A 26,562-nucleotide genomic window follows, 5' to 3' on the forward strand; every position below is an offset into this window, starting at 1 on the left:
TCTTCACGCCATCTACTGGGCTGGGCTGTTGCCAACCAAAGCCAAGACGATCCCTAACCCATTTATCAGGAGCTATCTGCCGTGAAGTTCGACGTGTTTTTAAAATCATGGCAAGGCACGCAATTAGAGAACCGATGGCAGCGGTTCCTGATTGCGGTGTTGGTGCTATCTAATTTGCTGCTTGCGATAGCGGCATTTTCTCGCAATACCGTGGTAGCTATTCAACCACCAACCTTGTCTGAAACGGCTGAAGTGTCACGAAACCAAGCCACTCAACCTTACCTTGAATCCTGGGGACTCTACCTGGCTGAGCTTATGGGCAACGTGACGCCGGGTAATGTGTCTTTCATCCGGGTTGCCATTGAGCCGCTACTTTCTCCAGCGGTGTACCAGCAAGTGGTCGATGCACTGGAGATTCAGGCAAGACAGATCCGTGAAGACCGAGTCACGCTCAAATTCCAACCCAGACAAGTGGAGTATGAGTATGAAACCGGCCATGTCTTTGTGACCGGTTATTCCTTGGTTTCTGGGCCATCTGGAGATGAACAGCGCCAAACTCGCACTTATGAGTTTGACATCGATATTGAGCAATACCGTCCAAAGCTCAGTTGGATGGATACGTATGAGGGGCAAGCTAGAACGAAGCGAGTTCGTGAAAAGTTGACCCAAGAGCAAAACCGGAGGGTGAATGATGCGAACCAAAATTAGTCGATGGATAACACCAAGCTTAATCGCAATGAGCTTGAGTGGCGTCCTGTTATCTCAAGCGTCGTATGCAGACGTGGAATTGCCGATTGTGCCAGCCAGTGTGATGAAGCAGTCTGCTACTGCAAATCCACCGGTTCAAAGCAATTCGGTTGCAGCGGATACGCCAACAACGCTACTGATGACACCGGGGGTTAATGAACTGATCCCTGTAGCACTTGGCCATCTGAATCGGATTGTGACGCCGTTTGAATCGCCTCAGGTGAGAACAACCAGTGATGCTCAGACGCAAATCAAGGGGAATGTTGTATATGTGGCCACGGACAAAGAATCACCGGTTTCACTTTACATCACTCCGCCTGGTCTGGAAGCGCCCGCGTTATCTGTCACCTTAGTACCTCGTCGTATTCCACCGCGTGAAATCACCTTAGCTATTGATGGTCAGCAGTGGCCTATTAAGGGCGTCGTGAACCGCAAAGCCGCCACTTGGGAAACAGCTCAACCTTACGTCGATAACCTACGTGACTTACTCAGACGCCTTGCACTAAATGAGTTACCACAAGGCTATGACATCCGTTTAGCTGGCCAAACTGACACAAGCCCGAAATGTTTTCAGCCGGGCTTAAAGTTTGGTTTTAAGCAGGGGCAAATTGTGTCGGGACATTACTTCACCGTCTATGTAGGACTGGTTGAAAGCTTTGCCGATGAGCCGATAGAAGCCAGTGAATTAGCCTGCCATACACCAGATATAGTGGCAAGCGCCTACTGGCCTCACAATATCTTGTTGCCGGGTGAAAAGACTGAGTTGTATGTGGTTGTTCGCAATCATCGTGAAGAAGCGGTGGAAAGTCAGCGACCTTCGCTTCTTGTGGGAGGTGAATAACGATGAAAGCACAATGGGAACAAATGAGCCCGAACATGAAGCGGGGCCTATCGGTTGCAGGTATTGCTGGTGGTCTCATCCTTATGGTGATGGTGTTTTCACCTAATCCTGACGATGGCTCAAGTAGTCGGAACCGACAGGAAACGATCCGGCACATTCTTACGGATACCAATACTCGTGATGTTGGGGTCGATAGTTTGGCTGCGAACGTAAAACTACTCAGTGAGCGCAATGAACAGTTACGTCGTGAAGTTGAGCGCTTGCGTCGTGACGTCGATTCAGGACGGCTAAGCCCAGGTTCGCCTTCTATACCAAGTGAGGTCAATGCGGAGCTGGCCCGCCTTAGAGCGGAACTTGATGATGTTCGCGCAGGAGGTGATGCAGCAGTTGAAGGCACAAATAGCCGTTTTGAAGTGCCTTTATCTGCCATGGAATTACCCAAAGACGAAAAGCCTCTGCCGTCTAACCCAGACGACTATTTTGCCAATGCGCCGCTGCCTGATCCGCTCTATCAGCAGCCAGCCAATGGCCAAGGTACACGAGCACGAGATGTTCCATTGCCGCCAATCACGATTCGTATGATTGAGCCTGAAGTGGTTGCTGAACCAGAGGTTGTTGTGCAAGAAGCGCCGCCTTTGTATCTACCGGCGGGCAGCATCATCTCAGGTACTTTGATCACCGGTTTGGATGCACCTACTCACGAGTCCGCAAGACGCGAGCCTTTTCCTGCATTGCTGAGGATTCAAAAGGAAGCCATTTTACCCAACCGATTTAGAGCGGATATCAAAGAGTGTTTCTTGATCGCCGCAGGTTACGGTGATTTGAGCTCTGAGCGTGCTTATTTGCGAGGCGAGACCATTTCATGTGTGAGAGAAGATGGTGGCGTCATTGAAACGCGACTTGATTCTTATGCCGTGGGTGAAGACGGCAAAGCCGGTATTCGTGGCCGATTAGTGTCGAAACAAGGCCAGCTGGTGGCCAAATCGATGATGGCCGGATTCCTTCAGGGCTTGGCAGGCGCATTTGATGTGAATCCTGTTCCGACGATTCAGACGGGTAATGCCGGTGATACTCAGCTGTACCAGCAAGTCATGAGCCAAGAAGCATTACAAGGTGCTGCGATTAAAGGCACCGGTAAAGCATTGGATCGAGTGGCCAAGTTCTATTTGGACATGGCTGAAAATATGTTCCCAGTCATAGAGGTAGACGCTGCCAGGAAAATTGAAGTCATAGTCACTCGTGGTGCCTCGTTGTCGTTGGCCACTTCGCAAGGGGGAGGTGCAAGAAGATGAAAAAATCCTGCATGTTGCTAACCGATCGAAGTCCGTTTCAGACAATAAGATGTGTATCCAGAGGAGAGTTAACCATGACGACATCAATGCAGAACAACCCAAAGCACCATTCAAAACAGTGGTCTAAAGCTGGATTACTTTTATTGGCAGTCGGCTCAACCTTATTGTCTGGCTGTAGTTCATTGGGTCTTGGGAGTAGTGAATATGGATGTCCAGGTATGCCTGACGGTGTGCGCTGTTTATCCGCTCGTGAAGTCTATGAGCTTACAAGTAATGGCGCTGCACCCAAGACGATTGATGCTGTGGCGACTCGAATTGGTTCTCCCTCTGGGTATTCACAATCTGATTTAGAGACAGGACTGCTGAGCCATCCAGCATTACCCGAGACGCAGCAATCTGCACCTATTCGCATTCCTTCAAGGGTAATGCGGATTTGGATTGCGCCTTGGGAGGATGACCGTGGAGATCTGAATTTATCCAGCTACGTGTTTACCGAAATTGAACCGCGCCGGTGGGATATTGGGGTGTCAGCACCTCGAACAGTTTCGCCAGTGCTACGTCCACTACAGACTCAAAGCGATTCAGCGTCAGCTGCTGGTAAGCGCGATAACTTGAGTATCTACGGAGAAACTAACGAATGACAAATGCAGTTCGCACCATTCAAACTCAGCGCCTAATGACCATTGGTGCGCTTGGTTTAATGGCGTTAATGATTTCGGAGCCCTCATTTGCGGGCACCGGTGGTGATGCTTTCACCGATGTGTGGGATACCCTAAAAGATTGGACCCAAGGTACTTTGGGACGGATCGTAGCGGGAGCCATGGTTCTGGTGGGTATTGTGGGCGGTATCGCTCGCCAAAGCTTGATGGCTTTTGCCTTGGGCATTGGTGGCGGTATGGGTCTCTACAATACGCCAACCGTCGTTGAAAGTGTCATGTCTGCAACTTTACCTGTTATTGCCAGCACTCAAGAAGTCATTGGCACAACAGTTCCAGCAATCAGCGCCGTTTTACTGGGCACCTGATAATATAGACGGCTTCTCTTGTGCAAGGGGAGCCGTCATCTCAGTCTATCGACAATGATTTTTCGATATCGCAGATCCTTGCCATGAGTACTAAAGGATCAAACGTTGACTCTTTGAAGCCAAATTTCTTGTAGAACGTTTGCGCACTACCATCAATAGCATGGACTAAGATTCCTGCTCCACCGACAGCGTTCATTGCTTGTACTGAGCGAATGATACAATCTTTTAAAAGACCGGCTGCAATGCCTTGACCTTGATGGGCTTTATCTACTCCAAGCCTGGCTAGAATCACCATGGGAATGGGATCTGGACTATTTCTTCTTAATGAACTGAAGGCTTGCTCTCTGGAAACTGATCCCATGGCAATGGCATAGTACCCAATCACTTGATGGACTTCCGTGTCATTGACCACATACACTCTCGCGGTTCCCCGCTTTTGACTCTTTAACGCCTGCTTTCTTAACCAAGTATCGAGTTCTTCGATGCCACATTGAAAGGCGTTAATCTCGTGATCAGCAGTGAGTAGGGTTGGTGCACTTATTCCCAAGGCGCTTTCCTTTTAAACAGATCTTTCATACCTTCAAGAGTCTGTGGCTCCGCACGAAGTTCGTTATCAAACGCTTCAAAAGCCTTTGCTTCTAGAACAAAATCCCGCTGTTCTGCCAGTATACTATGCGCTTCATTGAGCGCTGCTTGCTGAATGAACACGGTTCTATCAACTTTTTTTAAACTTGCTGCGGCATCGATGATGTCTCTTACCGATGGCAGTACTCGCATGTTGATTGGGGCTGTCTTTGTAGCCATGACACCATCCTCCGTATATCTACTTAATACACAGTTTAAACGGTTTTTTTGTGTAGTCAATAGATACACGCGGTGTTGTTCTTGGAACTTTGAGAGTTGGTTAGTTGTATTTCGACGGTACGTAACTCTTTTTGGTTTAAACCATTGTGAAATTTAACACCTAGAGTATGAAAAAATAGACTTAAGTAAACCAGAGGTCTGGCAGGGAGGAACCTGTCAACTTTCAGAATGATAGCTATACCGTTACCAATAGTGCGTAACAACAAGTGGCACCCTAGCAAGGCATCCAATTCTTCAATCTATCTAACCGAGTCCACATAGGACAACTGCATAGACTGGAGCCTCGATTTACATTAACGAGGACTCCTCATGCGAAAACTATCTCCAATTATTCTGGCGCTTGCGCTGTCTCCATTGGTTCAAGCTGAACCTGTGTCTGAAGTGTCGCCCGTTGGCAAAATTGACGGCATGGTTTCTTTACCTGTCACGGGTATGAAAGCGGTCGAAAGCAATGGCCGTATTGTTTTCATGTCAGACAGTGGCCGGTTCGTCATTGATGGCACGCTCTATGATGCCTGGTCGAAAAAGCCGCTTACCAGCCTTGAAGAAATTCGTGAAGCGGGTAACACGCTGGACTTAAGTCGTCTTGGCTTAAAAATGGATGATTTGAACCCACTGACGCTGGGCGAAGGCAAAAAGAAAGTGGTGGTCTTTGTTGACCCACGATGCCCGCACTGCCATGAGCTTTTGAAACAAGCTTTACCGCTAACCAAAGAATACACCTTCCAAATACTCCCTGTGCCAGTGCTTGGTCCTGATTCAGAGCGTCAGGTTCGCCAGCTTGGCTGTGCGCGTGACAAGAAAGCGGCCACCGATGCATTGCTCAATGGCCGGATTGGTAACCTAGAACAGGATGATGCCTGCAACTTAGAGCCAATGCAGCGTACCTTGGTGACGGCTCAAATCCTTGGCATTCAAGGTGTGCCTTTCATCGTCGCCAATGATGGTCGCATCAGCCGAGGCCGTCCTTATGACCTTTCTGTTTGGTTGGAGGGGCGTTAATGAAAGCCTCTCTGTATTCAGGGCAACGCGCTTCTGAGCTGTTGCCAGTATTGGCCTATTCCGACGATGAGCAACTGTTTTTCATGGAAGACCAGAGTGTTGGCTTTGGTTTTCTATGTGACCCATTGCCGGGTGGTGATGAGTCTGTTGCAGACAGGGTTAATGTTCTACTCAACAACGACTGGCCAAAAGACACTTTGCTGCAATTTGGCCTGTACGCCTCGCCTGATATTCAAACCGACCTTCAGCGAATGATGGGCTTACGGCATCGTCAATCCGATCCATTACTCAGGGCGTCGATACGCAAACGTGCGGATTTCCTCGATGGGGGCACGGTTCAACCGATAGAAGAATCGACCCAGACTCAGGTACGCAACTTTCAACTGATTGTCACCTGCAAATTGCCTTTGGAAAGTCCTATACCGACGGAGCGTGAGTTGAGTCGAGCATCCGCGCTTCGTGCTTCTTTCGCGCAGGCGCTGACAACGGTTGGTTTTCGCGTTACTGAGATGACTGACCGGAACTGGCTCGCGGCATTAAGTGCGCAGCTTAACTGGGGAAAAGATGCTTCTTGGCGTAATCCATCTCCAATTCGAAGTGAGGCAGATAAACCACTTCGAGAGCAAGTGTTGGATTATGACCGAGCTATCAAGGTGGATAGCCAAGGTCTGATGCTGGGTGATTACCGAGTTAGAACCTTATCGTTTAAGCGCTTGCCTGAGCGGATCTGGTTTGGTCATGCCGCAAGTTTTGCGGGCGATATGATGACGGGCAGTCGCGGTTTACGCGGAAGCTTTTTGCTGAATGTCACCATTCACTTTCCTTCAGCTGAGGCGATGCGATCTCGTTTAGAGACGAAGCGTCAATGGGCGGTCAATCAGGCCTATGGCCCGATGCTCAAGTTTGTGCCGGTGCTTGCAGCCAAGAAAAAGGGGTTTGATGTTCTTTTTGAAGCTTTGCAAGAAGGTGATCGTCCTATTCGGGCAAATATGACCTTAACGCTGTTTTCACCAACGGAAGAGGCGTCCATCAGCTCTGTTTCAAATGCTCGAACTTACTTTAAAGAACTCGGATTTGAGCTGATGGAAGACAAGTACTTCTGTTTGCCCATTTTCCTGAATGCCTTGCCATTTGGTGCTGACCGACAGGCGATGAACGACTTGTTTCGATTCAAGACTATGGCGACACGGCATGTGATCCCTCTGTTGCCTTTGTTTGCGGATTGGAAAGGCACGGGTACGCCAGTGATTAACTTTGTTTCCCGTAATGGCCAGATCATGAGTGTATCCCTTTATGACTCGGGCAGTAATTACAACTGTTGCATAGCGGCGCAATCGGGATCGGGCAAGTCTTTCCTGGTGAACGAAATCATCTCTTCCTACTTATCAGAAGGCGGGCAATGCTGGGTGATTGATGTTGGCCGCTCTTATGAAAAGCTGTGTGAAGTCTATGACGGTGAGTTCTTACAGTTCGGGCGGGACAGTGGCATTTGCTTAAATCCGTTTGAAATTGTTGAGGACTATGACGAAGAAGCGGATGTACTGGTTGGGTTATTGGCCGCAATGGCCGCACCTACGCAGTCATTAACCGATTTTCAGATGGCCAACCTAAAGCGTCAGACCCGTGAACTGTGGGAGAAAAAAGGTCGTGCCATGTTGGTTGATGATGTGGCAGAGGCCTTGAAAAATCACGAAGACCGACGTGTGCAAGACGTGGGTGAGCAGCTCTATCCGTTTACGACACAGGGCGAATATGGCCGTTTCTTTAATGGTCACAACAATATTCGCTTCAAAAACCGTTTCACCGTTCTGGAGTTGGAAGAGCTCAAGGGGCGTAAGCATCTACAACAAGTAGTGTTGCTTCAGCTTATCTACCAAATCCAACAGGAGATGTACTTAGGTGAGCGGGATCGTCGCAAGATTGTGTTTATTGACGAAGCCTGGGATCTGCTGACTCAAGGTGATGTCGGTAAGTTCATCGAGACGGGTTACCGTCGATTTCGAAAATATGGTGGCAGTGCTGTAACGGTAACGCAATCGGTCAACGATTTGTATGACAGCCCTACAGGTAAAGCCATCGCTGAAAACTCGGCCAATATGTACCTGCTTGGCCAAAAAGCTGAAACCATCAACGCACTCAAAAAAGAAGGTCGCTTGCCACTAGGTGAAGGCGGCTATGAATACCTGAAAACGGTTCATACCGTCACTGGTGTCTATTCCGAAATTTTCTTTATTACCGAGATGGGCACCGGGATTGGCCGCCTCATCGTCGATCCGTTTCACAAGCTGTTGTACTCGTCCCGTGCAGAAGATGTAAACGCGATTAAGCAGTTAACGCGCAAAGGCCTTTCTGTTGCTGATGCCATTTCCGAGCTGTTAAAGGAGCGAGGCTATGAATAAGTTCACGCTTTGGCCATTTATGGCCTCTATTACTTTGTCTGTTGCTGGTAGCGGTTTAATGACCAGCTGGCTCTTAATGAAAACACTCGAACCCATCCACAGCCAGTTGGCGTTAAGTACGCCCATTGCAGTCGTGGATTTTGGGGAGGCGGTGTTGTCACTGGGCCCCAATGCCAGCGAACAAGACATCGAATCCAGGTTGCTTCAGACCAATCAGCAAATTGAAAAGCTAAAAGCAGCCGGTTTTATCGTGCTGGATGCCCAAGCGGTGGTGGGTGCTGATGATTCCATATTTGTGCCAGTTGGCTCAAAGGAGGTGTCTCATGCAGATACTCCGTAAAAGAATGCCTTGGCGGCCATATCTCATTCGGTTGACCGTTCTTGCGTTAATCATGGCCTTGGTAGGCACCTACGCCATGATGCGCTACCGAATAGGTATTGATACCCAGCAAGAGCGCTGCCTGCCTGATACCACGGTGTATCTGATTGACCTATGGAATAAAGAGCCCGTTAAGGATGGTTTGTATGCCTTCCACTCAAAAGGACTCGCTCCGTTATATAACGACGGTACTCGGATGCTGAAACGCCTAACAGGGATGCCAGGGGATGAAGTCAAGGTGACCCCTGAGCATGTGCTGGTGAATGGTGCTGAAGTCTCTACCGGCATGGCATTAGCCCAGCGTCTTGGTGTGGCGGAATCACAATTTAGCCGCTCATTGACGCTGCAAGAAAACGAATATTGGTTTTCCGGTGAGGCCGCAACGAGTTTCGACTCCCGTTATTGGAATGCCGTTAAGCGCGAGCAGATTGTCGGTCGCGCTTGGCCACTTTGGTAGGAGGTGGATGATGAGAAGACTATGCCTCTTATTCTTGTTGGTTGCTCAATTGTCTTGGGTTCAAGTGTCCTGGGCACAAGAGCCTTTTCCGTTGTCTGACGAGGACAAAAAGATCGTCGAAATGAGCCGCAGCATTTTACAAAGTGCTGTGGATGGCTCATCTGAATTTATTGAGCCTTTTGCACCGGTTGAACAACCTGTGTCGCTCAAACACAGCGATGAATGGTTGATATTTGCGTCGTCCTCATTGGGTGATTCCTCACTGAAGCAGCTATTTAAAGAGGCCAGTGCTACCGGCGCTATTGTGTTGTTTCGGGGAATTCCTGAAGGAAAGACCTTGGGGGCGGCTATCCGTGATTGGCATACGCTGATGGTGGGACTTGATCCTGTTCCTCAGGTTCGAATCGATCCGAAAGCCTTTGTGCACTGGCGGGTGACTAGCGTGCCTGCCATTTTCCGCATAGAAGATGACAAGGTGACTGCAAGTGCACTAGGGGTTTACAGCAAGGACTGGTTGCAGCGTCAAATTGAAACAGGCAATACCGGTTCATTGGGTCAACGCGGTCCTATTCATTCCATTTTAGAACCGGATTTGATGCAAGTGGCGATGCAGCGTTTACAGTCGCTTGACCTGGGCGCGTTAAAGAAAAAAGCCATTGAGCGTTTCTGGTCTCGCCAAACTTTCACTGACTTACCCAAAGCCACGCAGTATCGGATAAGAATGGTTGATCCAACCATCGTCATGAAGCGGCCACTATTGGATGCCAATGGCCGAACATTGATCCCAGCAGGAACGCGTATTAACCCGCTAAAAGCCTTGCCATTTACTCAGCAGCTCGTGGTGTTTAATGCGTCGAACGCTGAAGAAGTGGACGCAGTAGCGCATTGGCTTGAGGGCCAAGATAGGACGCTGCGCCGCATTACGCTTATCACCACGCAGCTCGACCGTGCTCAAGGTTGGAATAGCCTCAATGCGCTCGAAAAGACATTGGACAGTCCGGTTTATCTTCTCAATGCCTCGCTAAAGCAGCGCTTTGATTTGCAAGTCACCCCATCGTTTGTTCAAGCAAAGGGACTCGCGTTTGAAATAGAAGAAATTCCAGCAAAGGAGCTTGTTCATGAAAAAGCTCAATAATACGTATCGTCTGATGCGGACTCTCGTTGTCATGTTTGTCCTAAGCGCCTCTATTCCTGCAAAAGCCGAATTGACTTGCCCAGACGCGGGGTTATTGTCCGGCAAGTTGCTGACGGATGTTTGCTGGTCATGCATTTTTCCTATCCGGGTTGCCGGTCTTCCTCTTGGCTCTGGCAATGTCCCAAGCGGCGCATCAAATAAGTCATTTTGCTTATGTGAAGACAACTTAGGCGTGCCAAGGCCAGGTATTGTTACCAGTATGTGGGAGCCAGCGCGTTTGATTGAACTGGTCAGAACGCCAGGTTGCTCGCCTTCCCTGGGAGGGATTCGTTTACCGTTAGGTGATAGGCGACTGCAAGGTGGTCATGGCGAGGGTGAATACGATACCGGTGATCTCGCTTTCTACCATTACCATTATTATGCCTTTCCGCTTTTGGTCATGCTCGATTTGTTCATGGATGGCAATTGCAATGCCGATGGTTACATGGACTTTGACTTGATGTATTTGTCGGAATTGGACCCAACATGGCTGAACGATGAACTGGCCTTTTTTACTCAGCCTGAAGCGGCTGCCGTTGCCAATCCATTGGCTATATCTGCTTGTACCGCTGACGCTGCTTCATCAACGCTTGGTAAACCCATCGATCAGTTGTTTTGGTGTGCTGGCAGTTGGGGCCATCTCTATCCCTTATCTGGCCACACCTTAGCCTTTGGCTCATTAGCAGAAAACACCAGCCATTTAGCGGCGCGTGCAATCGCGGCTCAACACAGGCGTGGTCTTGCAAGACGAACAATGGGGAACAGTGCGCTATGCCGACCTGTTATCGAACCCATGCTGCCGAAATCCCAATACAAGATGAGTATGTTCTTCCCTGTACCGGAAACTGAAAGTGCGCATGTCATCGGTGAAAGCACCATGAAATGGGGAGAGTGGCGAACAATACCTGGTGCCGGTGAAGATGCGCTCTACATTTTGTGGCGCTGGCAAGACTGCTGTAACTCGGGAGGTTAAATATGAAACCAACACTTTTTACCCGAGTTTTAGCGGGTGTTTTATCAATCACTATGGCGTGCTTGCCCTTACATGGTGTGGCCGCTGATGTGCAGCGCCAATCCGGCCTAAGCGGACAACAAGAAGGTAAGCAATTACTGCAAAATTGGACGATGCCCGCACTTAACGGCAATACATTGTTGGTGCCGAGTGGCAGTGGTAATGAGTCCATTAACTTGCAAGAGCTTTTCCCTGGTATGGATCAGGGCTCATTGGATGTCTTAACGGGCGTTTATGGCTCTGATGCCAGTATGAATCAATTGGGGACGCAGCGCCAAGAGAGCATGGCATCCGAAAGTGGCGCTACGAGTGAGGCGTTTCGCTCGCTACAGCAAATCAAAGACAGGTCTCGGCCAGACATGGTCAATGATCCGCTTTGGGCATTAACCGATGCGGTTCAAACTGACCCCAATCTATTAACCCAAAGCTTCCCAGGCTGTGAGTCTCAAGGTGAAGGCAGCCCAAACTACCAGCAATGTGACAGGCTCAATACAGCGGTTAACAGCTGCACTATTACTCACGATTACACGGCTGGCATCATTGAGCATGTTTTAGGACCAATGAACCTTCGCTCTTGTGGTGAGGGATGTCTTGAAGTTTGGATTGGACGAATTGGCGACAACTACTGGAGTGGCCGTTGTAAAGTGTTTGAACAGGCTATCACTCTCAAAGTCGTGAACCCCGATGCGATTACTTCAGCCGTTCTTGAGTACGCCAAATGGGATGACTACATGCAAGTGTGGCTTGGCGATCAGAAAGTCTGGTCTGGGCCGAACAATAACTTTCCACCAGAAACGGCAGGTCGCTGCGAGCTCAGTACCAGTTGGGAGCGCAATCCAAATACCGATCTCACTGCCAAGCTAAAAGCGGTAGAGCCCGGTTTAGAAGTGCCGGTAAAAATTCGCGTATCGGTTACGGGTAGTGGTGAGGGGTATGCACGCATCAAGGTGCGCTTTGATCCAACCAAGGTGGTGATGAATGATAGTTGGTCGCCGCAATCCTGTATCGAACAAGCAGCGGATATCCCGGCTAAGTTTTCAGACTACAGCATTCAATGCACGGATCAGCCGTCTTCAACCAACGGATGTACGGTGGTCAATGGTGTTTCAGTTTGTGAATCCTACTTTGCCCCAAGCCAAGTGGCTGGCATATCGCCTTTGTGTCGGCGTGTACAAGTCAGTGTGGATGATGAAAGCTATAAGGGGATTGAAAATCAGGCCTGCCAAGTGCTTGAAGCAAATCCTTCCTGTGGATTCATGTCGTCAGAATGTGCCGAGACCAATGATAAAGGTGAATGCATTCGTTTTACCGATACCTATGACTGTGGATTGCAAACCAGCGATCCAAAGTGCGTGGTATCTAATCTTATGCCGAGTAGTTTTGAGGCCTGTGAGCCTACTCAGACGATTACGCCATTCACTGAAATCAAGCATGTACCGGATTACCAGGTGTGCGAAAAGATCAGCACGCTTACTCAGTGTCAGTTAGAGCGACGTGTATCCGCTGAAACCCATCAACAAAGCTGGTCCATTGAGCGCGGTTGCTTTAGCTCTGAAACGCTCAGCTTTGTTCCACAGCACAGCAACACCATGCAAACTGGAAACGCGACGCTGAGTATTTTTGATAATCAAAATACTGAGATAAAAATCACCGAGTCGCCATCCAAGGCAAATGGTTGGAAAACGACACTCTCATTGACGGGCAATAAGGAGACGGTGACTGAGACGAAACCGTCTATTAAATACCCTGAAATGACCTGTCCAAAAGGAACTTTGGTTGGTTCATTGTGTAAGGTCGTTAATGGGTCGATTATTTCGTGGCATGAACCTCAGGAAATCACTCGTTCCAGATGCGAGTCCGGCTGGAACAAAGTCGATTTCGATACTTGCAGCCGAGAAGTTCAGAAGTGTTTGGCTCCTGCGAAACTGAGTGCTTCCTTGACCTTCTCCGGCAAGTACTTAGAGCAAGACGTTGTTCATCAATCAAGTGATCCGGGCATAGACCAATGCTTGATGCAAACGGATCAGTTTACTGCCGTGCAGTGGCAGTGTTTGGATACGGGCACAAAACGAATCGACGGGTTAACGGTTGGTAGTGGCGAGTTGGCCAATCTTGGGAGCCTTTATCCAGCGGTTGTTTCGTCTCCTGCTCATTTAACCAGTCGCGGCAGCTCTGATGGACTGGGACTCTCATGCTGGAGGGCAAGAGCAACCTACAATGCTTCGACTGCTCATCCAGAGTTCAACATGGGCAGCTCAGAAAGCTGGGTAGATGCCAATGGTAATACGCAAACCATCGTCAATAACGGACAAAACACGACCACCAATACGTGTGCCGCGCTAGAGCAAAACCCAGCCTGCCAGTACGTCAGAACCGAATGCACTGAAGGCGGGGCTGGTCATGAAGGCTTCTGCTATATCCAAAGTTTGGTGTATGACTGCGGACAAAGCGTTGAAGTGCAAAATGCACGAATGGAAACTCAATTCAACTGTGAGGGCCCAGTTCGCTGTATGGGCACAGATTGTTTAGAGCCAGAGTCAATCAAGCAGGCTAACTTTGCAGAGGCCGCTGCGATGCTCAATGCTGCGCAGTTTATGACCAATGATATGTCATGTACGGGAGCTGATGGCCAAGATAACGTCGAGTGTACGGTCTTTAAAGGTAATGCTGGCCAGTGCAAAAAAGCCGTTGGTGGCATAGTGGATTGCTGTGAAAAGCCAAGTGGCGTGTCGTTATCGGATTACATCACGATGATAGTGGCGGTTAACAAGCTTGATACGGCAGTCATGGCCATGAATCCGTCTTCGGCAATCTATGGTTCGTGGAATACGCTTAGAGAGCCAATCACGAGCACTTGGAGTGCGGTTAAAGAGCCTTTTGTGTCTGCATGGGACTCTCTCATGGGGGCTGGGCCATCAACGGCTGCTGGCGCTGGAGCGGAGCAAGCTGCGACTGGCTTCATGCAGGTGTTGACCAACAAAACGGCTGAATGGGTAGGTACGACCTTTGGTTCGGGGGCGCAATCGGCACTGTTTAGCAACGTTGGTGGCGCGGTTGGAGCCGATGGTGTCGTATCTGGTGGTAACTTTGCGCTGGGTGGCGCTGCGGGCGCTGTTCTGAGTACGGTTATGACGGCCTACATGATTTATTCAGTCACCATGATCCTCATTCAGCTTATCTGGAAATGTGAGCAGAGTGAGTTTGAGATGAACGCTAAGCGGGTATTGAAGAGTTGCCACTATGTGGGCTCTTACTGCAAGTCTAAGTTCTTAGGTGCCTGTGTTGAGAAACGGCAATCATATTGCTGCTTTACTTCGCCACTTTCACGGATCATTCAAGAACAAGTGCGTCCTCAATTGGGCCTTGGCTGGGGCAGTGCGAAGTCTCCAGACTGTGAAGGATTGACCGCGAGTCAGTTAAACCAGGTAGATTGGAGCCAAGTCAATCTGGATGAATGGATAGGTATCTTATCGATAACAGGCAACCTACCCGAAGTACCGTCACTGGATCTGGAACGACTCACAGGCTCAGGAAGTACGCTAAACGTGGATGGAAACCGTCAAAGTGCCGCAGACAGAGCTATTGAAAGGCTAAACGGAATGGATACCCAGAAACTGCGTCAGGAGGCGACGGAAGAAATTTCGGGGAATAATTGATTTGATAATTCACCATATCCGTGTGTTCTAAATTGTTGTTTGGTTCGGGATGGCCTGAAATACAGCTTATACGTTGGCGGTGATGACAGCCAAGTTTAAAAAGTATCTTTGAATTGATGCTGTTGAGTAGTTTAGTGGCTGCAGCCAAGCTACTATCGAGCAGAGATATGCCCTAAGAAATATCAATTTCGAAGCGTGAATTCTATGTCGAGAGACTAATTCGTTATATAGTGACTTAACTAGATAGTAAGAACCAAAGACAAAAGGAGATCGCTTGGCCAGTAGACCCATTTTCATCGCGCAAGAAGCATTTCCGTATGTAAAAGTCGAAGAGATCGACTTTAAATGGCATCCTGGCTTGTCGGTTACGCAAAAGAAAAATTCGATTAAATCTCTCCATGAAGCTGCAAGCGAACGCGACGCTCAACTGTCCCTTTTAGAGATCTCCACTAAGAGCGATGACCCCCTTGGCGTGAATTTAAGCGCGTTCAATTTGTCCGTTACGATGGCTGATGGTCGATCTGTCCCCGTTGAAAATATATTTCAGTCATCCAAGGTGTTTGAACGGGGAGGGCCATTCAAAGATCTTCTCAATGTCTCGCCAAAGGAGGCTAAAAGAGACCCGAGACTCTTAGAGAGCGGTGATTTAGTTGGTTTCATCAGTAAAAATCGCCTGTGGCCGTTGCAGCCCGTAACCATTTTTTATGATTGGATTTATATCAATACGTTGCGATCGAATAAAAAATTGGCCGAACAAGTCGCGACCTTTAACGCATTCACCGATATCGAGTTTAACCCCAAAAAAAGCATAAATTGCCAGGCCCGATCTGCTGCGCTTTTTGTCTCCTTACAACAAAAAAATCTGTTGGACACGGTGCTGGCCTCACCGGATGTTTTTATCGAAACCTTCTCAAAAAATGTATCTAAAGCCGATCCCAAGCAAAGCCGGCTGTTCTGAGGTTGATCTATGAACGACGTCATCGAAACAGTGCTAAACGCAGTGTTGAGAAAAATTCCCTCTAAAGAGGCGGCTGAAGATTTTGTTATCTCTGAGCTTTCTGTTGCGAATACCGGATTTCTCGAGGTTAAAAATTTCGCTAATTTGAGTGGAGTGAAGCTCGCTGCTGATCCGGCTTCGATGAACCTGAATAAGGCGAGTCTCATGCTCATGGAGTTGCTTGTACCCTTGGGTAACTATCAGTCAACGATTCCGATCAGGTTAGCTGTCATCGACCAGGTTATGAATATCTACGGTATCGGAAAGTACTCTAAAACCGACGAAAGAAATCTAATTAAAGCATTTTGTGTAGAACGGGGCATTGAGGAGCTGCTTCACTTTACCACTGTGGAGAACCTTCAAAGCGTTCTAGATCTCGGATTGAATAGCAAAAGCTATAACGGGGAGATTTTCAAACACCACAAATCTAACGATATGAACCGATTCGATGGTCGTGAACATATGATTTCACTATCCATTTCGTATCCTAACGACCTTATGTTTTACAAATATCGGATGGCTGAACCAAGCCAGAGTTGGGTTGTACTGAGCCTACCATCGAGAATTTTGTGGGAATTGGAATGTCTTTTCTGCTATCGAAACGCTGCAACGAAGGAAATATCTTCGCTGCCGGATGAGTCGTTGTCGGGAGTCAAGGCGCTTGAAAAGATGTTTACGTTTGAAGGCGGAGGCCCGGGGCCAGAGTACCCTTCTGACTCCCAGGCCGAAGTCTTAGTGATGAGTCACATTCCTAGCGAATATATCGACAATATCTACGTCCAGAGTATTGATGATGTCGATTCGAGGTACAGAAGTGTGGTGACTGCTGATGGTTTCTACTTCAACAGGCGAAGTGCTGTAGTGTAAAGAGGGTAGGTGATATGTCTTTGTTTCCATCGTTTTATAAAAAAAAGAGTGCGCTGAACAGCCTGCAAGAACGCGAGCGAAAAGGTAGAGAGCTGTTTCAAAAAGCGCTTAGATTCAATCAGGTTGGGAATCAAACCGAAGCTATCCGATTGTTTACGGAGTCAATCGAGGTTAACCCGCTTCATGCATCGGTATTTCTAAATCGCGGGGCCTGTTTCATGATTCAAGAGCGATCTCTTGAAGCTAAAGATGACTTCAATAAAGTAATAGAGATGGAGCTATCCGGTGAGTCTGTGGACGAAGAGAACTGTTCTGTGGGTGCAAAAGTAAATTTAGCCAAGTTAGGGCGCTTTCTTTCCTTCGAAGAAGAGCACGGTGAAACAGTTAGAGGCCAAATGCGAGATGACGGCATTGATCATTTTTCTAGACGATATGCAGAAGTGCTCTTTGAAAACTTCTTGCTTGAAGATGCCGATTCGGCGACCCAATTCATTTCTGAGGAACTCAGCGAGCTAGCCGAGATGGGTGGAGTTCATCAGGAATTTGCGCTTAATTGTGGGATTGATCACTCTGTTTATTCGAATATCACAACAGACTTTGATACGAACAAGGCCTTTGTATTTTTTAAGAGCGTCTTATGTTGCCTGAGCCGCGATCACGAACAGATGTTTGAAGCGCGCAAGCAAGTGCTACTGAACTTAAAAGAGTTGTCCGAGTCGCGCGAGAACCATACAGCGGGGCTTTTTGATATCAAGATCGACGACCGTTTACAAGCTGAACTTTACAGTGCGGTAAGAGAGTGCAGAACGCTGGCAAACAACCTGATTTTTGGTGCTAGCCAAGATGACATTGCAGAATTTCAATCTGCCGTGATGAGAGCGTTTGAACTGGCGATCCCTATCTATGAAGACATGGCGAGTAAAAACCTTGGTGAAATCAATGCGCTGGTAATCATCGTTGGATTTTATCTGATCGATTTGGCAGATAGTTCATTTAAGGACTCTTCAGAGTTTACTGATCTCGAGATTGAGAACACATGTGACACGTTCTTGACTGCATCTGGTGTACCCCAGGGTAAAGTCGACTCCTCTAGATTCACAAAAAATGTACGTTTAACTATTCGTTGGCTCGAGAGTCAGCAGTAAATTTCAATTTTTTCGGGGTGGTGAAAATATGTTCAACTTATTTAAAAAGACTGTTAAAGCGGAAAAACTACGAAATCTTGGCGATTTATTCTTAAGGGACAGTGAAGTATGGATCGTCGCGATTGTTAAAGGGGGAACCCCCATCTACGTCAACAAAGGGACCAAGCAAATCTTTGAGGTCGATCGTGATGGTGACGAAAAGTTAGATGGTCGAGTTTGTAACTTTATCTTCTCTGGGAATGGTTCATCTGAAGAGGTTCAAGTTTTTGTCGCTTTTGATGATGGTGACTCCTATGGAACCTTCATGATGGGTCAGGCCAATGAAAGTCGTTTAGGCTTCGTTTGTAACGATATATATAAGTCACTCTCGGCTCAGTTTTCTAAACAAGTTTTTTCGAAACCACAGTATAAAACGCAGTATGAATATGTATTCAAAATGTATCGTCGAGATGGTCGTGTATTCCTCGTTAATTCATCACAAACTAAAGCTATGATCATCACGGATGATGAGTTTAAACACGGCAAGGCAGACACTATGAAGGGCCTGTTTTTTGGCTGATAGGGCCTCGCTCATCGAGACGGCCAAGAATTGCTCCTTTCTAAAAGGATGAGCTGACATCCACTCAGATTCTTATTTGGGGTGGGTGGGGTCACATAAGAGGCCATCCTTTTTGCTTACAGGAATAGTTACTTTACTGCTAACTAAATATCGAGCCGCAAGTTTTCTTGTATTTCATCTATCAGTGTTTTTGGTACATCCCATTCCTCAGCAAGCTGACGCCAAGTTGATACGTGCTCAATCGTTGCATCAATAATATCGTCGATTTTCTTCTTGTTAAAAACTGGGCTAAGTTTCTCTAAACTATAGAAATCACTTCGTGTAAAGTTATCTCGTTTACCATTCAAGCTCATCCAATGGCTGTTCACCCATTTACTGCCTGGTTTATAGCTATAAGCTAAATCATAAGCTGGTGCGAGAGACCATTTGTCTTTTTTCAGAATAAAGGCAAAGTTCTTTGAGTGGTCGTCATGATTTCGAGCAATAATATTGAACGTCATACGCTTGAATAGCTGCTCAGCTTCAACAGCAGAAAGCCTCAACTGTCTGGCAATGCCAAATAACTCTGCGTAAGAAAATGCCCCCGGTTTTTTATAATCAACGTGGGCAAGCCCGTTTAGCGTTTGTACGTGTACCTTGCTGTTTTTAATTCGATCAAACCGTTGTGTAATAAAGTGGCGTCGATTGCCTTCATTGAGTAAGCTGCATGGCATCATATCGACACCGCATTTGTTAGCCATTAAATGATAAACAAACTCCATTGCTCCATAGCCTAATGGGTCACCGAAGGTTTCTTGATTTTTGTTGTGTTCACTAACGCCGTCAAATTTCATCAAATAATGAGTAAAACCACTTGGCACTTTGGCTTGGCCGGAGCGAACTTGAGTAAAATCTTCATTAAATGCTAATACGGCTTTCGGTCGTGCTCCTCCCGCACTCATGCCAACAGATAATAAAGACATCATTGCCTCTCTATCGTCTTGGCCATTTTGTTTGAGTTCTACTTCAAAATTACCTCGTGAATCTAAGATTTCTTGTGCAATTGAAACGAGCGATTGGATTTCTACTTGTTGTGAAGCATTTAAACTTCGTAACTTTGTAGCTGGCGCATACTCAAGAGCTCCCATGCCTCGCTTTCCCGTATATTGGAGGCGTTGCAGTGGTGTAATGTCACCCGGTGAACGACCTTGACCTGCAACCCATGCGTTGAGAACTGCGTTACCAAAATCATCAGGTAAGGAGTCAGCGATTAAGCCTGGTAGTCCTTTAAAGGTATTGAAATCCAGTTCAGGAAAGCTATAAATGCGATTCGATAATGGCATTTTGATCGGGGACAGCTCGACACCTTTTTTTATGAAGCCTGGATCATATTCAAATGACCCAAGTCCCTTTTCAGTGTCAAAACTCACTGCACCAACAACATCGTCTTGGTATGTTATTGTAATGACTTCCATTACCATTTTGGTATTTCCTCATCTTTGTTACTGCGCTGGCCAGAGGCTCTCTGCCTTTTCTTTCCTTGCAGTTTGGCCAGCTGTAAGGGAGAAATTTCTTGTTTAGGGAGAAATAGATCAATCTGCTGCGTGAGGTCTAATGCCATTAATATCGCAATCATGATGTCGAGCTGAACTTTTCCCTTTTCTGCATTCAAAACCGTTTTGCGGGCAATGCCAGCAAGATCCGCAACTTCAGATTGTGTTAGGTCTCGATTTAGTCGCGCTTGCTTCAATCTGTCGCCGATCTCTTCTGCTAATGCTGTAGCTGTCACGCCTTTCACTATAAAGTCCTACTTTGGTTACACTATGCTAGCTATTCCTACTTAATGTTCTTAATTTAGGACTTTAATTCGATATTGTCAAGTAGTGATTTCAGTGTCCTTAATTGGTTACATTAAGTAGCTTTTTGTCTGTTAGAGTAACCATTTAGGGACTTTATGTGATTTGTAGGAAGCCCCTTCGAGAGGGGCTGGTTGATGGGAGCCTAGTTGGCGGGGGTATCTGTTTCCTCTACAGTGATATCGTCATCGGTTGAAGGCACCGCTTGCTCAACTTCTGCTTCTTTACCCTTAGCTTGGGCTGATTTTCGTGCTCGAATTTCGATATCAATTATGCGTCGAGCCAGTTTGATGATGCGCTGTTGCCATGCGTAGTTGCCATCAACACGTTGCTTGTTGCTAAGCACGCTGGACAACCAGAGTGTGTCCATTGAAATCATCAATGCATCGAGTTTGCGAACTAAGCCGACAAACTGGCCAACCTGGGGCGAGCTTATTTTGGCGTTGAAGGTTATCGGGTCGGTGTAGTCAGGTACTTCATCGATGCCATTGGACTCCATCAGTTTGTCCAAACGAGCTTGTTCGTTGTCTACCGCTTTAGCACAATCCTCGATCAACTGGCTAATGATTTGTTCCACTTCATCAATTTCGTTCTCATCGCCAATGATGCGCAAGATGACATCGATTCCGTAAAGCGCACTGACCGTCCGTTTAAAAACACGGTCAACGACACGTTGCGCCTGTAAGCTATTAATTGTGAATGATTGTTCAAAGATGGGTTTAGAGTAATTAGGTTTTGCTTGGGCCATAAGTTTGCTCCTGATATGACAATAATCAGTCCCTAGCCTAATCCTCTGTGAGGTAATGGCCTTTCAGCTAGGTGGAAGAATTGAGCATCTTTCTAACTATCCTGTCTGGATAAGACGGTTACACTGACTATCAAATATTGCTGATCTGTTTCAGTGATATCTGCGCCTGAGAGCATGAGCTCAAAGGAAGCCCGCCGCTGAGTATTCTCAGTGGTACTAAGAGGTAGCTAGCCTCCTTAAACAAATAGCCTGCATGTTTTTACATGCGCAACCATGCGTTCCTTACGGTTCGCCTTTTCACCACCCAACTGGGGGAGTTTTCCCCAGTTGGGGGTGACTCCTTCACAACCAAATTAAGGAGTCACCAATGGAATATATCTTCGGATTTATTATCCAAATCGCAGGCATTATGTTGCTTGCAAAACTGAGCTGGTCGCTTTTGCGATTACTTGCTCGTCAAAGCGTGCGCCCGTTTCGATTTGTACTTACTCAAATCAAGCGATTGCTCACACCAACATCAAAACGTCGTCCAATGGCAGTGCCTAAAGCTCCTGGTATGCCCCGTTTGACATCTGCGTTTTACAAAGAGCCACATCAGTACGACATGGCTTTACTCGAAATACCAACCTATCTGCGTCGTCAGTCTTCTTTGCCCAGTCGGGTAGAAGCAACTGTGTGCACAGAGTTCAACTAAGACGAGGAGAACATCATGAAAAACCAAGTAACACTCATAGGCTACGTTGGCTCTGAGCCAGAGACGCGAGCCTATCCATCAGGTGATTTAGTGACCAGCATTTCACTGGCCACTTCTGAGAAATGGCGCGACCGTCAATCCAATGAGCTCAAAGAGCATACGGAATGGCATCGGGTCGTTTTTCGAGATCGTGGTGGATTTAAGTTAGGGCTAAGAGCAAAAGATTTGATCCAAAAAGGAGCGAAGCTTTTTGTTCAAGGGCCTCAGCGCACGCGCTCATGGGAGAAAGATGGCATTAAGCATCGATTGACCGAAGTGGACGCGGACGAGTTTCTGCTTCTTGATAGTGTGAACAAAGCATCTGAGCCATCACCGGCGGATGATGCGAGCTCCCAAGCTAATTGGGCACAAACTTATCCTGAACCAGATTTTTAACCGAGCGATAACGCTTTAACCCAGCCGGGAGTACTTTCCCGTCAGGGGCAGACTCCCACTTTGATTGTCGGAGTCCATAATGGAAAAACCAAAGCTAATCCAACGCTTTGCTGAGCGCTTTAGTGTCGATCCAAACAAGTTGTTCGATACCCTAAAAGCAACAGCATTCAAGCAACGTGACGGTAGTGCACCGACCAATGAGCAGATGATGGCGCTCTTGGTGGTTGCAGATCAGTACGGTTTGAACCCTTTCACCAAAGAGATTTTTGCGTTCCCTGATAAACAAGCTGGGATTATCCCAGTGGTAGGTGTCGATGGATGGTCTCGCATCATCAATCAACACGACCAGTTTGATGGCATGGAGTTCAAGACTTCAGAAAACAAAGTCTCACTGGATGGCGCGAAAGAATGCCCTGAATGGATGGAATGCATCATCTATCGGCGCGACCGTTCGCACCCAGTCAAAATCACTGAGTATCTGGATGAAGTCTATCGACCGCCTTTTGAAGGTAACGGCAAAAATGGCCCTTACCGTGTAGATGGTCCATGGCAGACGCACACTAAGCGAATGCTAAGACATAAATCCATGATCCAGTGTTCCCGCATTGCGTTTGGCTTTGTGGGAATTTTCGATCAAGACGAAGCGGAGCGAATTATCGAAGGCCAAGCAACACACGTTGTTGAGCCATCAGTGATTCCACCCGAGCAAGTTGATGATCGAACCCGAGGGCTTGTTTACAAGCTTATCGAGCGGGCGGAAGCTTCAAACGCTTGGAATAGTGCATTGGAATATGCCAATGAACATTTTCAAGGTGTTGAACTGACGTTTGCGAAACAAGAAATATTTAATGCACAGCAACAAGCAGCCAAAGCGCTCACACAGCCTTTAGCTTCTTAGAGCCACGCATTCATTTTACTAACCCTGGCGGGATTATTCTCCCGTCAGGGGGAAGGTCTCGTCATTTTTTGGAGATCTTCCATGACTAAATCAGCCTCACTTTTTCGCTTGGTATTGGTTGTTGCCCTTGTCGTAGGTTCGATTCAAGCCGGTATAGCGGCAATTGATTCGGTTCAAGCAAGTGTTGTTCAGCACCAAACAGCGTTAGCACAAGCTGCAAAGTAACCACTTAACCCTGAAGGGGAGTTCTCTCCTTCGGGGGAGTCTCCCCTCAAAGGAGGCAATATGAAGGTTATCGACCTATCACAACGTACTCCTGCATGGCACCAGTGGCGCATTGCAGGGGTTACGGCATCTGAAGCCCCAATTATTATGGGGCGTTCACCCTACAAAACACCTTGGCGATTATGGGCAGAAAAAACCGGATTCGTATTACCGGAAGACCTGTCGAATAATCCTAATGTGCTTCGAGGTATTCGGTTGGAGCCTCAAGCAAGGCGAGCATTTGAGAATGCGCATAATGACTTTCTTCTGCCGTTATGTGCAGAAGCCGATCAAAACGCAATCTTTCGAGCTAGCTTTGATGGCATCAACGATGCGGGTGAACCCGTTGAATTGAAATGTCCTTGCCAGTCAGTTTTTGAGGATGTGCAAGCTCACAGAGAACAAAGCGAGGCATATCAGTTGTATTGGGTGCAAGTACAGCATCAAATACTGGTCGCCAATAGCACGCGAGGTTGGTTGGTTTTCTATTTTGAGGATCAACTGATTGAGTTTGAAATACAACGAGACGCGGCGTTCTTAACTGAGTTGCAAGAAACAGCGCTTCAGTTTTGGGAGTTAGTACAGACCAAAAAAGAACCGTCAAAATGCCCTGAGCAAGATTGTTTTGTTCCCAAGGGTGAAGCCCAATACCGCTGGACATCGCTATCACGGCAGTATTGCTCAGCACATGCCGAAGTGGTCCGACTGGAAAACCACATTAAATCTTTGAAAGAGGAAATGCGAGAAGCTCAGTCGAAATTGGTCGCTATGATGGGTAACTACGCTCATGCCGACTATGCTGGGGTCAAACTCAGCCGCTACATGATGGCGGGGACGGTGGACTATAAGCAATTGGCCACCGATAAATTAGGCGAGCTGGACGAACAGGTTTTAGCTGCTTACCGAAAAGCGCCACAAGAGCGGTTGCGCATCAGCACCAATAAGCCAGATCAGCCCGTTGAAACACCAATCAAAATCAGTCTTGAGCAAGATAACTTGGTTCTGCCAGGTGACTCGCCGAGCTCATTTTACTTTTAACGTTCACTTGGAGCCGATTTCGGCTCCTTTCTCATGCGCTTACATCGAGTGCATCAGAAAGCAGTTTCACTCGTAGCCAATGCTGGGTACGAATGATAGAGCGAGCTGAACTCTTACATACACAGCCATACCACAATCAACACACCACCCGACGGGGACTTCATTCCCTGTTGGGGCATGGGGCCTCGTTAAAACTAATGAGGTTTACCATGACAGAACAATCCCCATTTTTGGTTCAAGTGAATCAAGCGTTTAATGTCCCGGCTCCTGATGCTTTCGTTCTGGAAGGATTTAGTGCCGACACTACCCATCCAAACATTCCCGTTCGCAAGGACGAGTATGTTTTTAGAAAAGAAGACTTACGTGACGTATTGGCGTTCTTGTCTCACCCAGACGGTGACGGTTTGTATATTACAGGCCCCACTGGATGCGGTAAGACCTCGCTAATTTGCCAAGTTGCTTCTCGATTGAATTGGCCTGTTCAGCAAATTACTGCGCACGGTCGATTGGAGTTGTCCGATCTTATCGGTCACCACACACTGGTTAATGGCAACATGACCTTTGTGTATGGGCCGCTGGCACTGGCTGTCAAGCATGGCCATTTGCTGATCATTAATGAAATGGATCTTGCTGAGCCTGCTGAACTGGCTGGGCTCAATGACATTTTGGAAGGTGCCCCGTTGGTCATCGCACAAAATGGCGGTGAGATCATCATGCCACATAACAAGTTTCGTTTTATCGCTACCGGCAACAGTGCGGGCAGCGGTGATCAAACGGGCTTGTATCAAGGTGTGCTCCAACAGAATTTGGCTTTTCTTGATCGCTTTAGAATCATCGAAGCGACCTATGCAGAGCCTTCTGTAGAGGAAGCCATTCTGGAAAATGTTGCGCCGGGCTTGCCAGAAGTCTTTCGCCAAAAAATGGTGAAAGTGGCTGGTGACATTCGTCGTCTCTTTATTGGGGGCGCGGATGGTGGTGCTGAGCTTAGTATCACTATGTCCACTCGGACCTTGGTGCGCTGGGCAAAGTTAACACTTGCTTTTAAAGGCGCTCCTAACGCAGTGGAGTATGCACTGGTTCGGTCTTTGACGGCTCGTGCTGAGTTGGAGCAACGAGAAGCCATTCACCGTATTGCCGCTGATGTCTTCGGTGACCATTGGGAGGATTGATGATGGATAAGTGCTTTGCTCTTTACCGTTACCGTCATTCTGATGGGACAGCCAAAGAATGGGCCATTTACGTTGGATCGGATACCCAGGAGATTGAAGTTCGGTTTGGAAAAGCCGGTCAATTGTCGCAGCAGCGATTGATTGATTCGACTGATCCTAACGCTGAAGCAGACCGACGAATCAATGAGAAAATCAACAAGGGTTATCGATTGGTTGGACAAGTCGGCATTGATCATCAAGGGCGGCCATTTGAACTCTCAAATGCGCTAGATAGTGTCGCGTGCGTCAATAACGTCAGTTGGGAGTTTCGTACTCGCAAGGACGTCAATGGCCAAATATCGCTGGCGAAAAAAGCGTTGTTCGATATGGCAAAGCTGCTTGAAGCCTATGGCTTGGCTGTTATTGATGATAACCAGGTCAGGATTGGAGAATGGTCATTAGGGTTTTGCAAAAGCGGATTACCTAGTACCAATCAAATCAGCATGGTGTCAGGTGAAGGCGCTGGCATTGTTAACACGGATGATGGCCCGTGGCCATTGTTGCTGTTACTGGCCTTTAAGCGTCAATTACCACCACTGTGTTCGCTCACAGTAGCGAGTCCTGAAGGGATAGAAGTATCCGACCAACTGAAGTTGGAAAAAGATGTATTGCGGTTGCTAGGCAGTGATTTAGAGCGGATTCGCCCGATAGCTGAAGCACTGGACTTAATGCCTGCGAAAATCGATCTCAACCAATCGTCGCCTGATTCGCAAAATTACTATTTCTGATAGTGATATTGCCATTAGCGCGTCAACTACTACCACCCAAACGGGGGCCATTGCTCCTGTTGGGAGTGGTGCGTCCCCATATCACATGAGGATGCACTATGAGTATTCAAACCCTCGACAAACTTTTGATTTGTCACATCGACTGTTCCATCTGGAGCGGTAGAAAAAAACTAAGGCCTGAAGATTTCAGATTAGCCAATGGCAGCCAACTTCCACCGAAGGATGTTGCCAGCTTAGGGAGTAAAAAAAATTTGCGACCCAGAGGCATTGGCGAACTTTGAAAGGCTTAAGAAAGAAGC

General features: G+C 47.5%; 29 protein-coding genes. 24 read left to right on the top strand and 5 right to left on the bottom strand.

The features are described from left to right. Nucleotides 1-81 precede the first annotated feature (81 nt). The 5 genes from ASC49_RS18790 (at nucleotide 82) to traA (ending at nucleotide 3,904) form a co-directional block, all read left to right on the top strand. On the top strand, nucleotides 82-708 hold the full coding sequence (locus ASC49_RS18790; RefSeq protein WP_025441422.1) for a TraE/TraK family type IV conjugative transfer system protein: 627 nt from the start codon (nucleotides 82-84) through the stop codon (nucleotides 706-708). Continuing rightward, nucleotides 689-1,588: a TraK domain-containing protein gene (locus ASC49_RS18795; RefSeq protein ID WP_342667557.1), complete on the top strand. Its 900-nt coding sequence runs from the start codon at nucleotides 689-691 to the stop codon at nucleotides 1,586-1,588. Before ASC49_RS18790 ends, ASC49_RS18795 begins: the two co-directional genes overlap by 20 nt. A 2-nt stretch (nucleotides 1,589-1,590) precedes the next feature. Next, nucleotides 1,591-2,880, top strand: a complete 1,290-nt coding sequence (locus tag ASC49_RS18800; RefSeq protein ID WP_023266687.1) for a TraB/VirB10 family protein — start codon at nucleotides 1,591-1,593, stop codon at nucleotides 2,878-2,880. 74 nt (nucleotides 2,881-2,954) lie between these two features. Continuing rightward, nucleotides 2,955-3,521 carry a type IV conjugative transfer system lipoprotein TraV gene (traV, locus tag ASC49_RS18805; RefSeq protein WP_141656884.1) on the top strand — a complete coding sequence of 189 codons (567 nt, stop codon included), beginning with the start codon at nucleotides 2,955-2,957 and terminating at the stop codon, nucleotides 3,519-3,521. Further along, a complete protein-coding gene (gene traA / locus ASC49_RS18810) occupies nucleotides 3,518-3,904 on the top strand; it encodes a TraA family conjugative transfer protein (protein ID WP_055464768.1) in 387 nt (128 codons plus the stop codon). Before traV ends, traA begins: the two co-directional genes overlap by 4 nt. A gap of 40 nt (nucleotides 3,905-3,944) precedes the next feature. Here traA and ASC49_RS18815 read toward each other — a convergent pair whose 3' ends face one another. Both ASC49_RS18815 and ASC49_RS18820 read right to left on the bottom strand, forming a co-directional pair. Beyond that, on the bottom strand, nucleotides 3,945-4,451 hold the full coding sequence (locus ASC49_RS18815) for a GNAT family N-acetyltransferase (protein ID WP_055464769.1): 507 nt from the start codon (nucleotides 4,449-4,451) through the stop codon (nucleotides 3,945-3,947). Then, nucleotides 4,442-4,708: a type II toxin-antitoxin system TacA family antitoxin gene (locus ASC49_RS18820; RefSeq protein WP_000212004.1), complete on the bottom strand. Its 267-nt coding sequence runs from the start codon at nucleotides 4,706-4,708 to the stop codon at nucleotides 4,442-4,444. The genes ASC49_RS18815 and ASC49_RS18820 overlap by 10 nt, the downstream gene beginning before the upstream one ends. 369 nt (nucleotides 4,709-5,077) lie before the next feature. On the opposite strand from ASC49_RS18820, the gene ASC49_RS18825 reads away from it, so the two are divergent. The 11 genes from ASC49_RS18825 (at nucleotide 5,078) to ASC49_RS18875 (ending at nucleotide 18,415) form a co-directional block, all read left to right on the top strand. Beyond that, nucleotides 5,078-5,770: a DsbC family protein gene (locus tag ASC49_RS18825; RefSeq protein ID WP_024103821.1), complete on the top strand. Its 693-nt coding sequence runs from the start codon at nucleotides 5,078-5,080 to the stop codon at nucleotides 5,768-5,770. Continuing rightward, the gene (gene traC, locus ASC49_RS18830) at nucleotides 5,770-8,169 is read left to right on the top strand and encodes a type IV secretion system protein TraC (RefSeq protein WP_055464770.1); all 2,400 of its coding nucleotides are present in this window, start codon (nucleotides 5,770-5,772) and stop codon (nucleotides 8,167-8,169) included. Before ASC49_RS18825 ends, traC begins: the two co-directional genes overlap by 1 nt. Next, on the top strand, nucleotides 8,162-8,509 hold the full coding sequence (locus ASC49_RS18835; protein ID WP_055464771.1) for a hypothetical protein: 348 nt from the start codon (nucleotides 8,162-8,164) through the stop codon (nucleotides 8,507-8,509). Before traC ends, ASC49_RS18835 begins: the two co-directional genes overlap by 8 nt. Beyond that, nucleotides 8,493-9,005 carry a S26 family signal peptidase gene (locus tag ASC49_RS18840; protein ID WP_022609810.1) on the top strand — a complete coding sequence of 171 codons (513 nt, stop codon included), beginning with the start codon at nucleotides 8,493-8,495 and terminating at the stop codon, nucleotides 9,003-9,005. The genes ASC49_RS18835 and ASC49_RS18840 overlap by 17 nt, the downstream gene beginning before the upstream one ends. 7 nt (nucleotides 9,006-9,012) lie before the next feature. Beyond that, entirely contained in the window at nucleotides 9,013-10,140 is a 1,128-nt protein-coding gene (locus ASC49_RS18845) for a TrbC family F-type conjugative pilus assembly protein (RefSeq protein ID WP_022609811.1), read from the top strand. Next, complete coding sequence (locus ASC49_RS18850; protein WP_039995231.1) at nucleotides 10,124-11,152, top strand: TraU family protein; 1,029 nt, start codon at nucleotides 10,124-10,126, stop codon at nucleotides 11,150-11,152. The genes ASC49_RS18845 and ASC49_RS18850 overlap by 17 nt, the downstream gene beginning before the upstream one ends. Nucleotides 11,153-11,154: 2 nt before the next feature. Next, nucleotides 11,155-14,847: a conjugal transfer protein TraN gene (traN, locus tag ASC49_RS18855; RefSeq protein WP_055464772.1), complete on the top strand. Its 3,693-nt coding sequence runs from the start codon at nucleotides 11,155-11,157 to the stop codon at nucleotides 14,845-14,847. A gap of 274 nt (nucleotides 14,848-15,121) precedes the next feature. Beyond that, the gene (locus tag ASC49_RS18860; RefSeq protein WP_055464773.1) at nucleotides 15,122-15,805 is read left to right on the top strand and encodes a DarT1-associated NADAR antitoxin family protein; all 684 of its coding nucleotides are present in this window, start codon (nucleotides 15,122-15,124) and stop codon (nucleotides 15,803-15,805) included. A gap of 9 nt (nucleotides 15,806-15,814) precedes the next feature. Then, the gene (locus ASC49_RS18865; protein ID WP_055464774.1) at nucleotides 15,815-16,711 is read left to right on the top strand and encodes a DarT ssDNA thymidine ADP-ribosyltransferase family protein; all 897 of its coding nucleotides are present in this window, start codon (nucleotides 15,815-15,817) and stop codon (nucleotides 16,709-16,711) included. A 14-nt stretch (nucleotides 16,712-16,725) separates the two neighbouring features. Beyond that, nucleotides 16,726-17,856: a tetratricopeptide repeat protein gene (locus ASC49_RS18870; protein WP_055464775.1), complete on the top strand. Its 1,131-nt coding sequence runs from the start codon at nucleotides 16,726-16,728 to the stop codon at nucleotides 17,854-17,856. Between the two features lie 28 nt (nucleotides 17,857-17,884). Then, on the top strand, nucleotides 17,885-18,415 hold the full coding sequence (locus tag ASC49_RS18875) for a hypothetical protein (RefSeq protein WP_055464776.1): 531 nt from the start codon (nucleotides 17,885-17,887) through the stop codon (nucleotides 18,413-18,415). 143 nt (nucleotides 18,416-18,558) lie between these two features. Here ASC49_RS18875 and ASC49_RS18880 read toward each other — a convergent pair whose 3' ends face one another. The 3 genes from ASC49_RS18880 to ASC49_RS18890 form a co-directional block, all read right to left on the bottom strand. Then, complete coding sequence (locus ASC49_RS18880) at nucleotides 18,559-19,875, bottom strand: type II toxin-antitoxin system HipA family toxin (protein ID WP_055464777.1); 1,317 nt, start codon at nucleotides 19,873-19,875, stop codon at nucleotides 18,559-18,561. Next, the gene (locus tag ASC49_RS18885; RefSeq protein ID WP_055464778.1) at nucleotides 19,869-20,192 is read right to left on the bottom strand and encodes a helix-turn-helix transcriptional regulator; all 324 of its coding nucleotides are present in this window, start codon (nucleotides 20,190-20,192) and stop codon (nucleotides 19,869-19,871) included. Before ASC49_RS18885 ends, ASC49_RS18880 begins: the two co-directional genes overlap by 7 nt. A gap of 203 nt (nucleotides 20,193-20,395) precedes the next feature. After that, entirely contained in the window at nucleotides 20,396-20,998 is a 603-nt protein-coding gene (locus ASC49_RS18890) for a hypothetical protein (protein WP_055464779.1), read from the bottom strand. Between the two features lie 367 nt (nucleotides 20,999-21,365). Between ASC49_RS18890 and ASC49_RS18895 the strand changes: the two genes are divergently transcribed. From ASC49_RS18895 to ASC49_RS18925, 8 genes are all read left to right on the top strand, one after another. Further along, on the top strand, nucleotides 21,366-21,692 hold the full coding sequence (locus tag ASC49_RS18895) for a hypothetical protein (protein ID WP_023584057.1): 327 nt from the start codon (nucleotides 21,366-21,368) through the stop codon (nucleotides 21,690-21,692). A 15-nt stretch (nucleotides 21,693-21,707) separates the two neighbouring features. After that, the gene (locus tag ASC49_RS18900; protein WP_012368368.1) at nucleotides 21,708-22,127 is read left to right on the top strand and encodes a single-stranded DNA-binding protein; all 420 of its coding nucleotides are present in this window, start codon (nucleotides 21,708-21,710) and stop codon (nucleotides 22,125-22,127) included. Nucleotides 22,128-22,206: 79 nt separating this feature from the next. After that, nucleotides 22,207-23,025, top strand: a complete 819-nt coding sequence (gene bet, locus ASC49_RS18905) for a phage recombination protein Bet (RefSeq protein WP_000414662.1) — start codon at nucleotides 22,207-22,209, stop codon at nucleotides 23,023-23,025. Nucleotides 23,026-23,106: 81 nt separating this feature from the next. Next, nucleotides 23,107-23,250: a hypothetical protein gene (locus tag ASC49_RS19935; RefSeq protein ID WP_008844794.1), complete on the top strand. Its 144-nt coding sequence runs from the start codon at nucleotides 23,107-23,109 to the stop codon at nucleotides 23,248-23,250. A 60-nt stretch (nucleotides 23,251-23,310) separates the two neighbouring features. After that, entirely contained in the window at nucleotides 23,311-24,327 is a 1,017-nt protein-coding gene (locus ASC49_RS18910) for a YqaJ viral recombinase family nuclease (protein WP_055464780.1), read from the top strand. A 209-nt stretch (nucleotides 24,328-24,536) separates the two neighbouring features. After that, nucleotides 24,537-25,496: an AAA family ATPase gene (locus ASC49_RS18915; protein ID WP_055464781.1), complete on the top strand. Its 960-nt coding sequence runs from the start codon at nucleotides 24,537-24,539 to the stop codon at nucleotides 25,494-25,496. Further along, nucleotides 25,496-26,263: a hypothetical protein gene (locus tag ASC49_RS18920; protein ID WP_055464782.1), complete on the top strand. Its 768-nt coding sequence runs from the start codon at nucleotides 25,496-25,498 to the stop codon at nucleotides 26,261-26,263. The genes ASC49_RS18915 and ASC49_RS18920 overlap by 1 nt, the downstream gene beginning before the upstream one ends. A gap of 98 nt (nucleotides 26,264-26,361) precedes the next feature. Beyond that, entirely contained in the window at nucleotides 26,362-26,544 is a 183-nt protein-coding gene (locus ASC49_RS18925) for a DUF3150 domain-containing protein (RefSeq protein ID WP_055464783.1), read from the top strand. The last annotated feature ends 18 nt before the right edge of the window (nucleotides 26,545-26,562 follow it).

The sequence above is a fragment of the Marinomonas fungiae genome (assembly GCF_001418205.1).
GTDB lineage: Bacteria > Pseudomonadota > Gammaproteobacteria > Pseudomonadales > Marinomonadaceae > Marinomonas > Marinomonas fungiae.

Excerpts from the sequence above, each read along its gene's own strand:
- ASC49_RS18795 (WP_342667557.1), top strand. The coding sequence starts at position 689 with ATGATGCGAACCAAAATTAGTCGATGGATAACACCAAGCTTAATCGCA.
- ASC49_RS18800 (WP_023266687.1), top strand. The coding sequence starts at position 1,591 with ATGAAAGCACAATGGGAACAAATGAGCCCGAACATGAAGCGGGGCCTA.
- traV (WP_141656884.1), top strand. The coding sequence starts at position 2,955 with ATGACGACATCAATGCAGAACAACCCAAAGCACCATTCAAAACAGTGG.
- traA (WP_055464768.1), top strand. The coding sequence starts at position 3,518 with ATGACAAATGCAGTTCGCACCATTCAAACTCAGCGCCTAATGACCATT.
- ASC49_RS18820 (WP_000212004.1), bottom strand. The coding sequence starts at position 4,708 with ATGGCTACAAAGACAGCCCCAATCAACATGCGAGTACTGCCATCGGTA.
- ASC49_RS18825 (WP_024103821.1), top strand. The coding sequence starts at position 5,078 with ATGCGAAAACTATCTCCAATTATTCTGGCGCTTGCGCTGTCTCCATTG.
- traC (WP_055464770.1), top strand. The coding sequence starts at position 5,770 with ATGAAAGCCTCTCTGTATTCAGGGCAACGCGCTTCTGAGCTGTTGCCA.
- ASC49_RS18835 (WP_055464771.1), top strand. The coding sequence starts at position 8,162 with ATGAATAAGTTCACGCTTTGGCCATTTATGGCCTCTATTACTTTGTCT.
- ASC49_RS18840 (WP_022609810.1), top strand. The coding sequence starts at position 8,493 with ATGCAGATACTCCGTAAAAGAATGCCTTGGCGGCCATATCTCATTCGG.
- ASC49_RS18845 (WP_022609811.1), top strand. The coding sequence starts at position 9,013 with ATGATGAGAAGACTATGCCTCTTATTCTTGTTGGTTGCTCAATTGTCT.
- ASC49_RS18850 (WP_039995231.1), top strand. The coding sequence starts at position 10,124 with ATGAAAAAGCTCAATAATACGTATCGTCTGATGCGGACTCTCGTTGTC.
- traN (WP_055464772.1), top strand. The coding sequence starts at position 11,155 with ATGAAACCAACACTTTTTACCCGAGTTTTAGCGGGTGTTTTATCAATC.
- ASC49_RS18865 (WP_055464774.1), top strand. The coding sequence starts at position 15,815 with ATGAACGACGTCATCGAAACAGTGCTAAACGCAGTGTTGAGAAAAATT.
- ASC49_RS18870 (WP_055464775.1), top strand. The coding sequence starts at position 16,726 with ATGTCTTTGTTTCCATCGTTTTATAAAAAAAAGAGTGCGCTGAACAGC.
- ASC49_RS18875 (WP_055464776.1), top strand. The coding sequence starts at position 17,885 with ATGTTCAACTTATTTAAAAAGACTGTTAAAGCGGAAAAACTACGAAAT.
- ASC49_RS18880 (WP_055464777.1), bottom strand. The coding sequence starts at position 19,875 with ATGGTAATGGAAGTCATTACAATAACATACCAAGACGATGTTGTTGGT.
- ASC49_RS18890 (WP_055464779.1), bottom strand. The coding sequence starts at position 20,998 with ATGGCCCAAGCAAAACCTAATTACTCTAAACCCATCTTTGAACAATCA.
- ASC49_RS18895 (WP_023584057.1), top strand. The coding sequence starts at position 21,366 with ATGGAATATATCTTCGGATTTATTATCCAAATCGCAGGCATTATGTTG.
- ASC49_RS18900 (WP_012368368.1), top strand. The coding sequence starts at position 21,708 with ATGAAAAACCAAGTAACACTCATAGGCTACGTTGGCTCTGAGCCAGAG.
- bet (WP_000414662.1), top strand. The coding sequence starts at position 22,207 with ATGGAAAAACCAAAGCTAATCCAACGCTTTGCTGAGCGCTTTAGTGTC.
- ASC49_RS19935 (WP_008844794.1), top strand. The coding sequence starts at position 23,107 with ATGACTAAATCAGCCTCACTTTTTCGCTTGGTATTGGTTGTTGCCCTT.
- ASC49_RS18910 (WP_055464780.1), top strand. The coding sequence starts at position 23,311 with ATGAAGGTTATCGACCTATCACAACGTACTCCTGCATGGCACCAGTGG.
- ASC49_RS18915 (WP_055464781.1), top strand. The coding sequence starts at position 24,537 with ATGACAGAACAATCCCCATTTTTGGTTCAAGTGAATCAAGCGTTTAAT.
- ASC49_RS18920 (WP_055464782.1), top strand. The coding sequence starts at position 25,496 with ATGATGGATAAGTGCTTTGCTCTTTACCGTTACCGTCATTCTGATGGG.
- ASC49_RS18925 (WP_055464783.1), top strand. The coding sequence starts at position 26,362 with ATGAGTATTCAAACCCTCGACAAACTTTTGATTTGTCACATCGACTGT.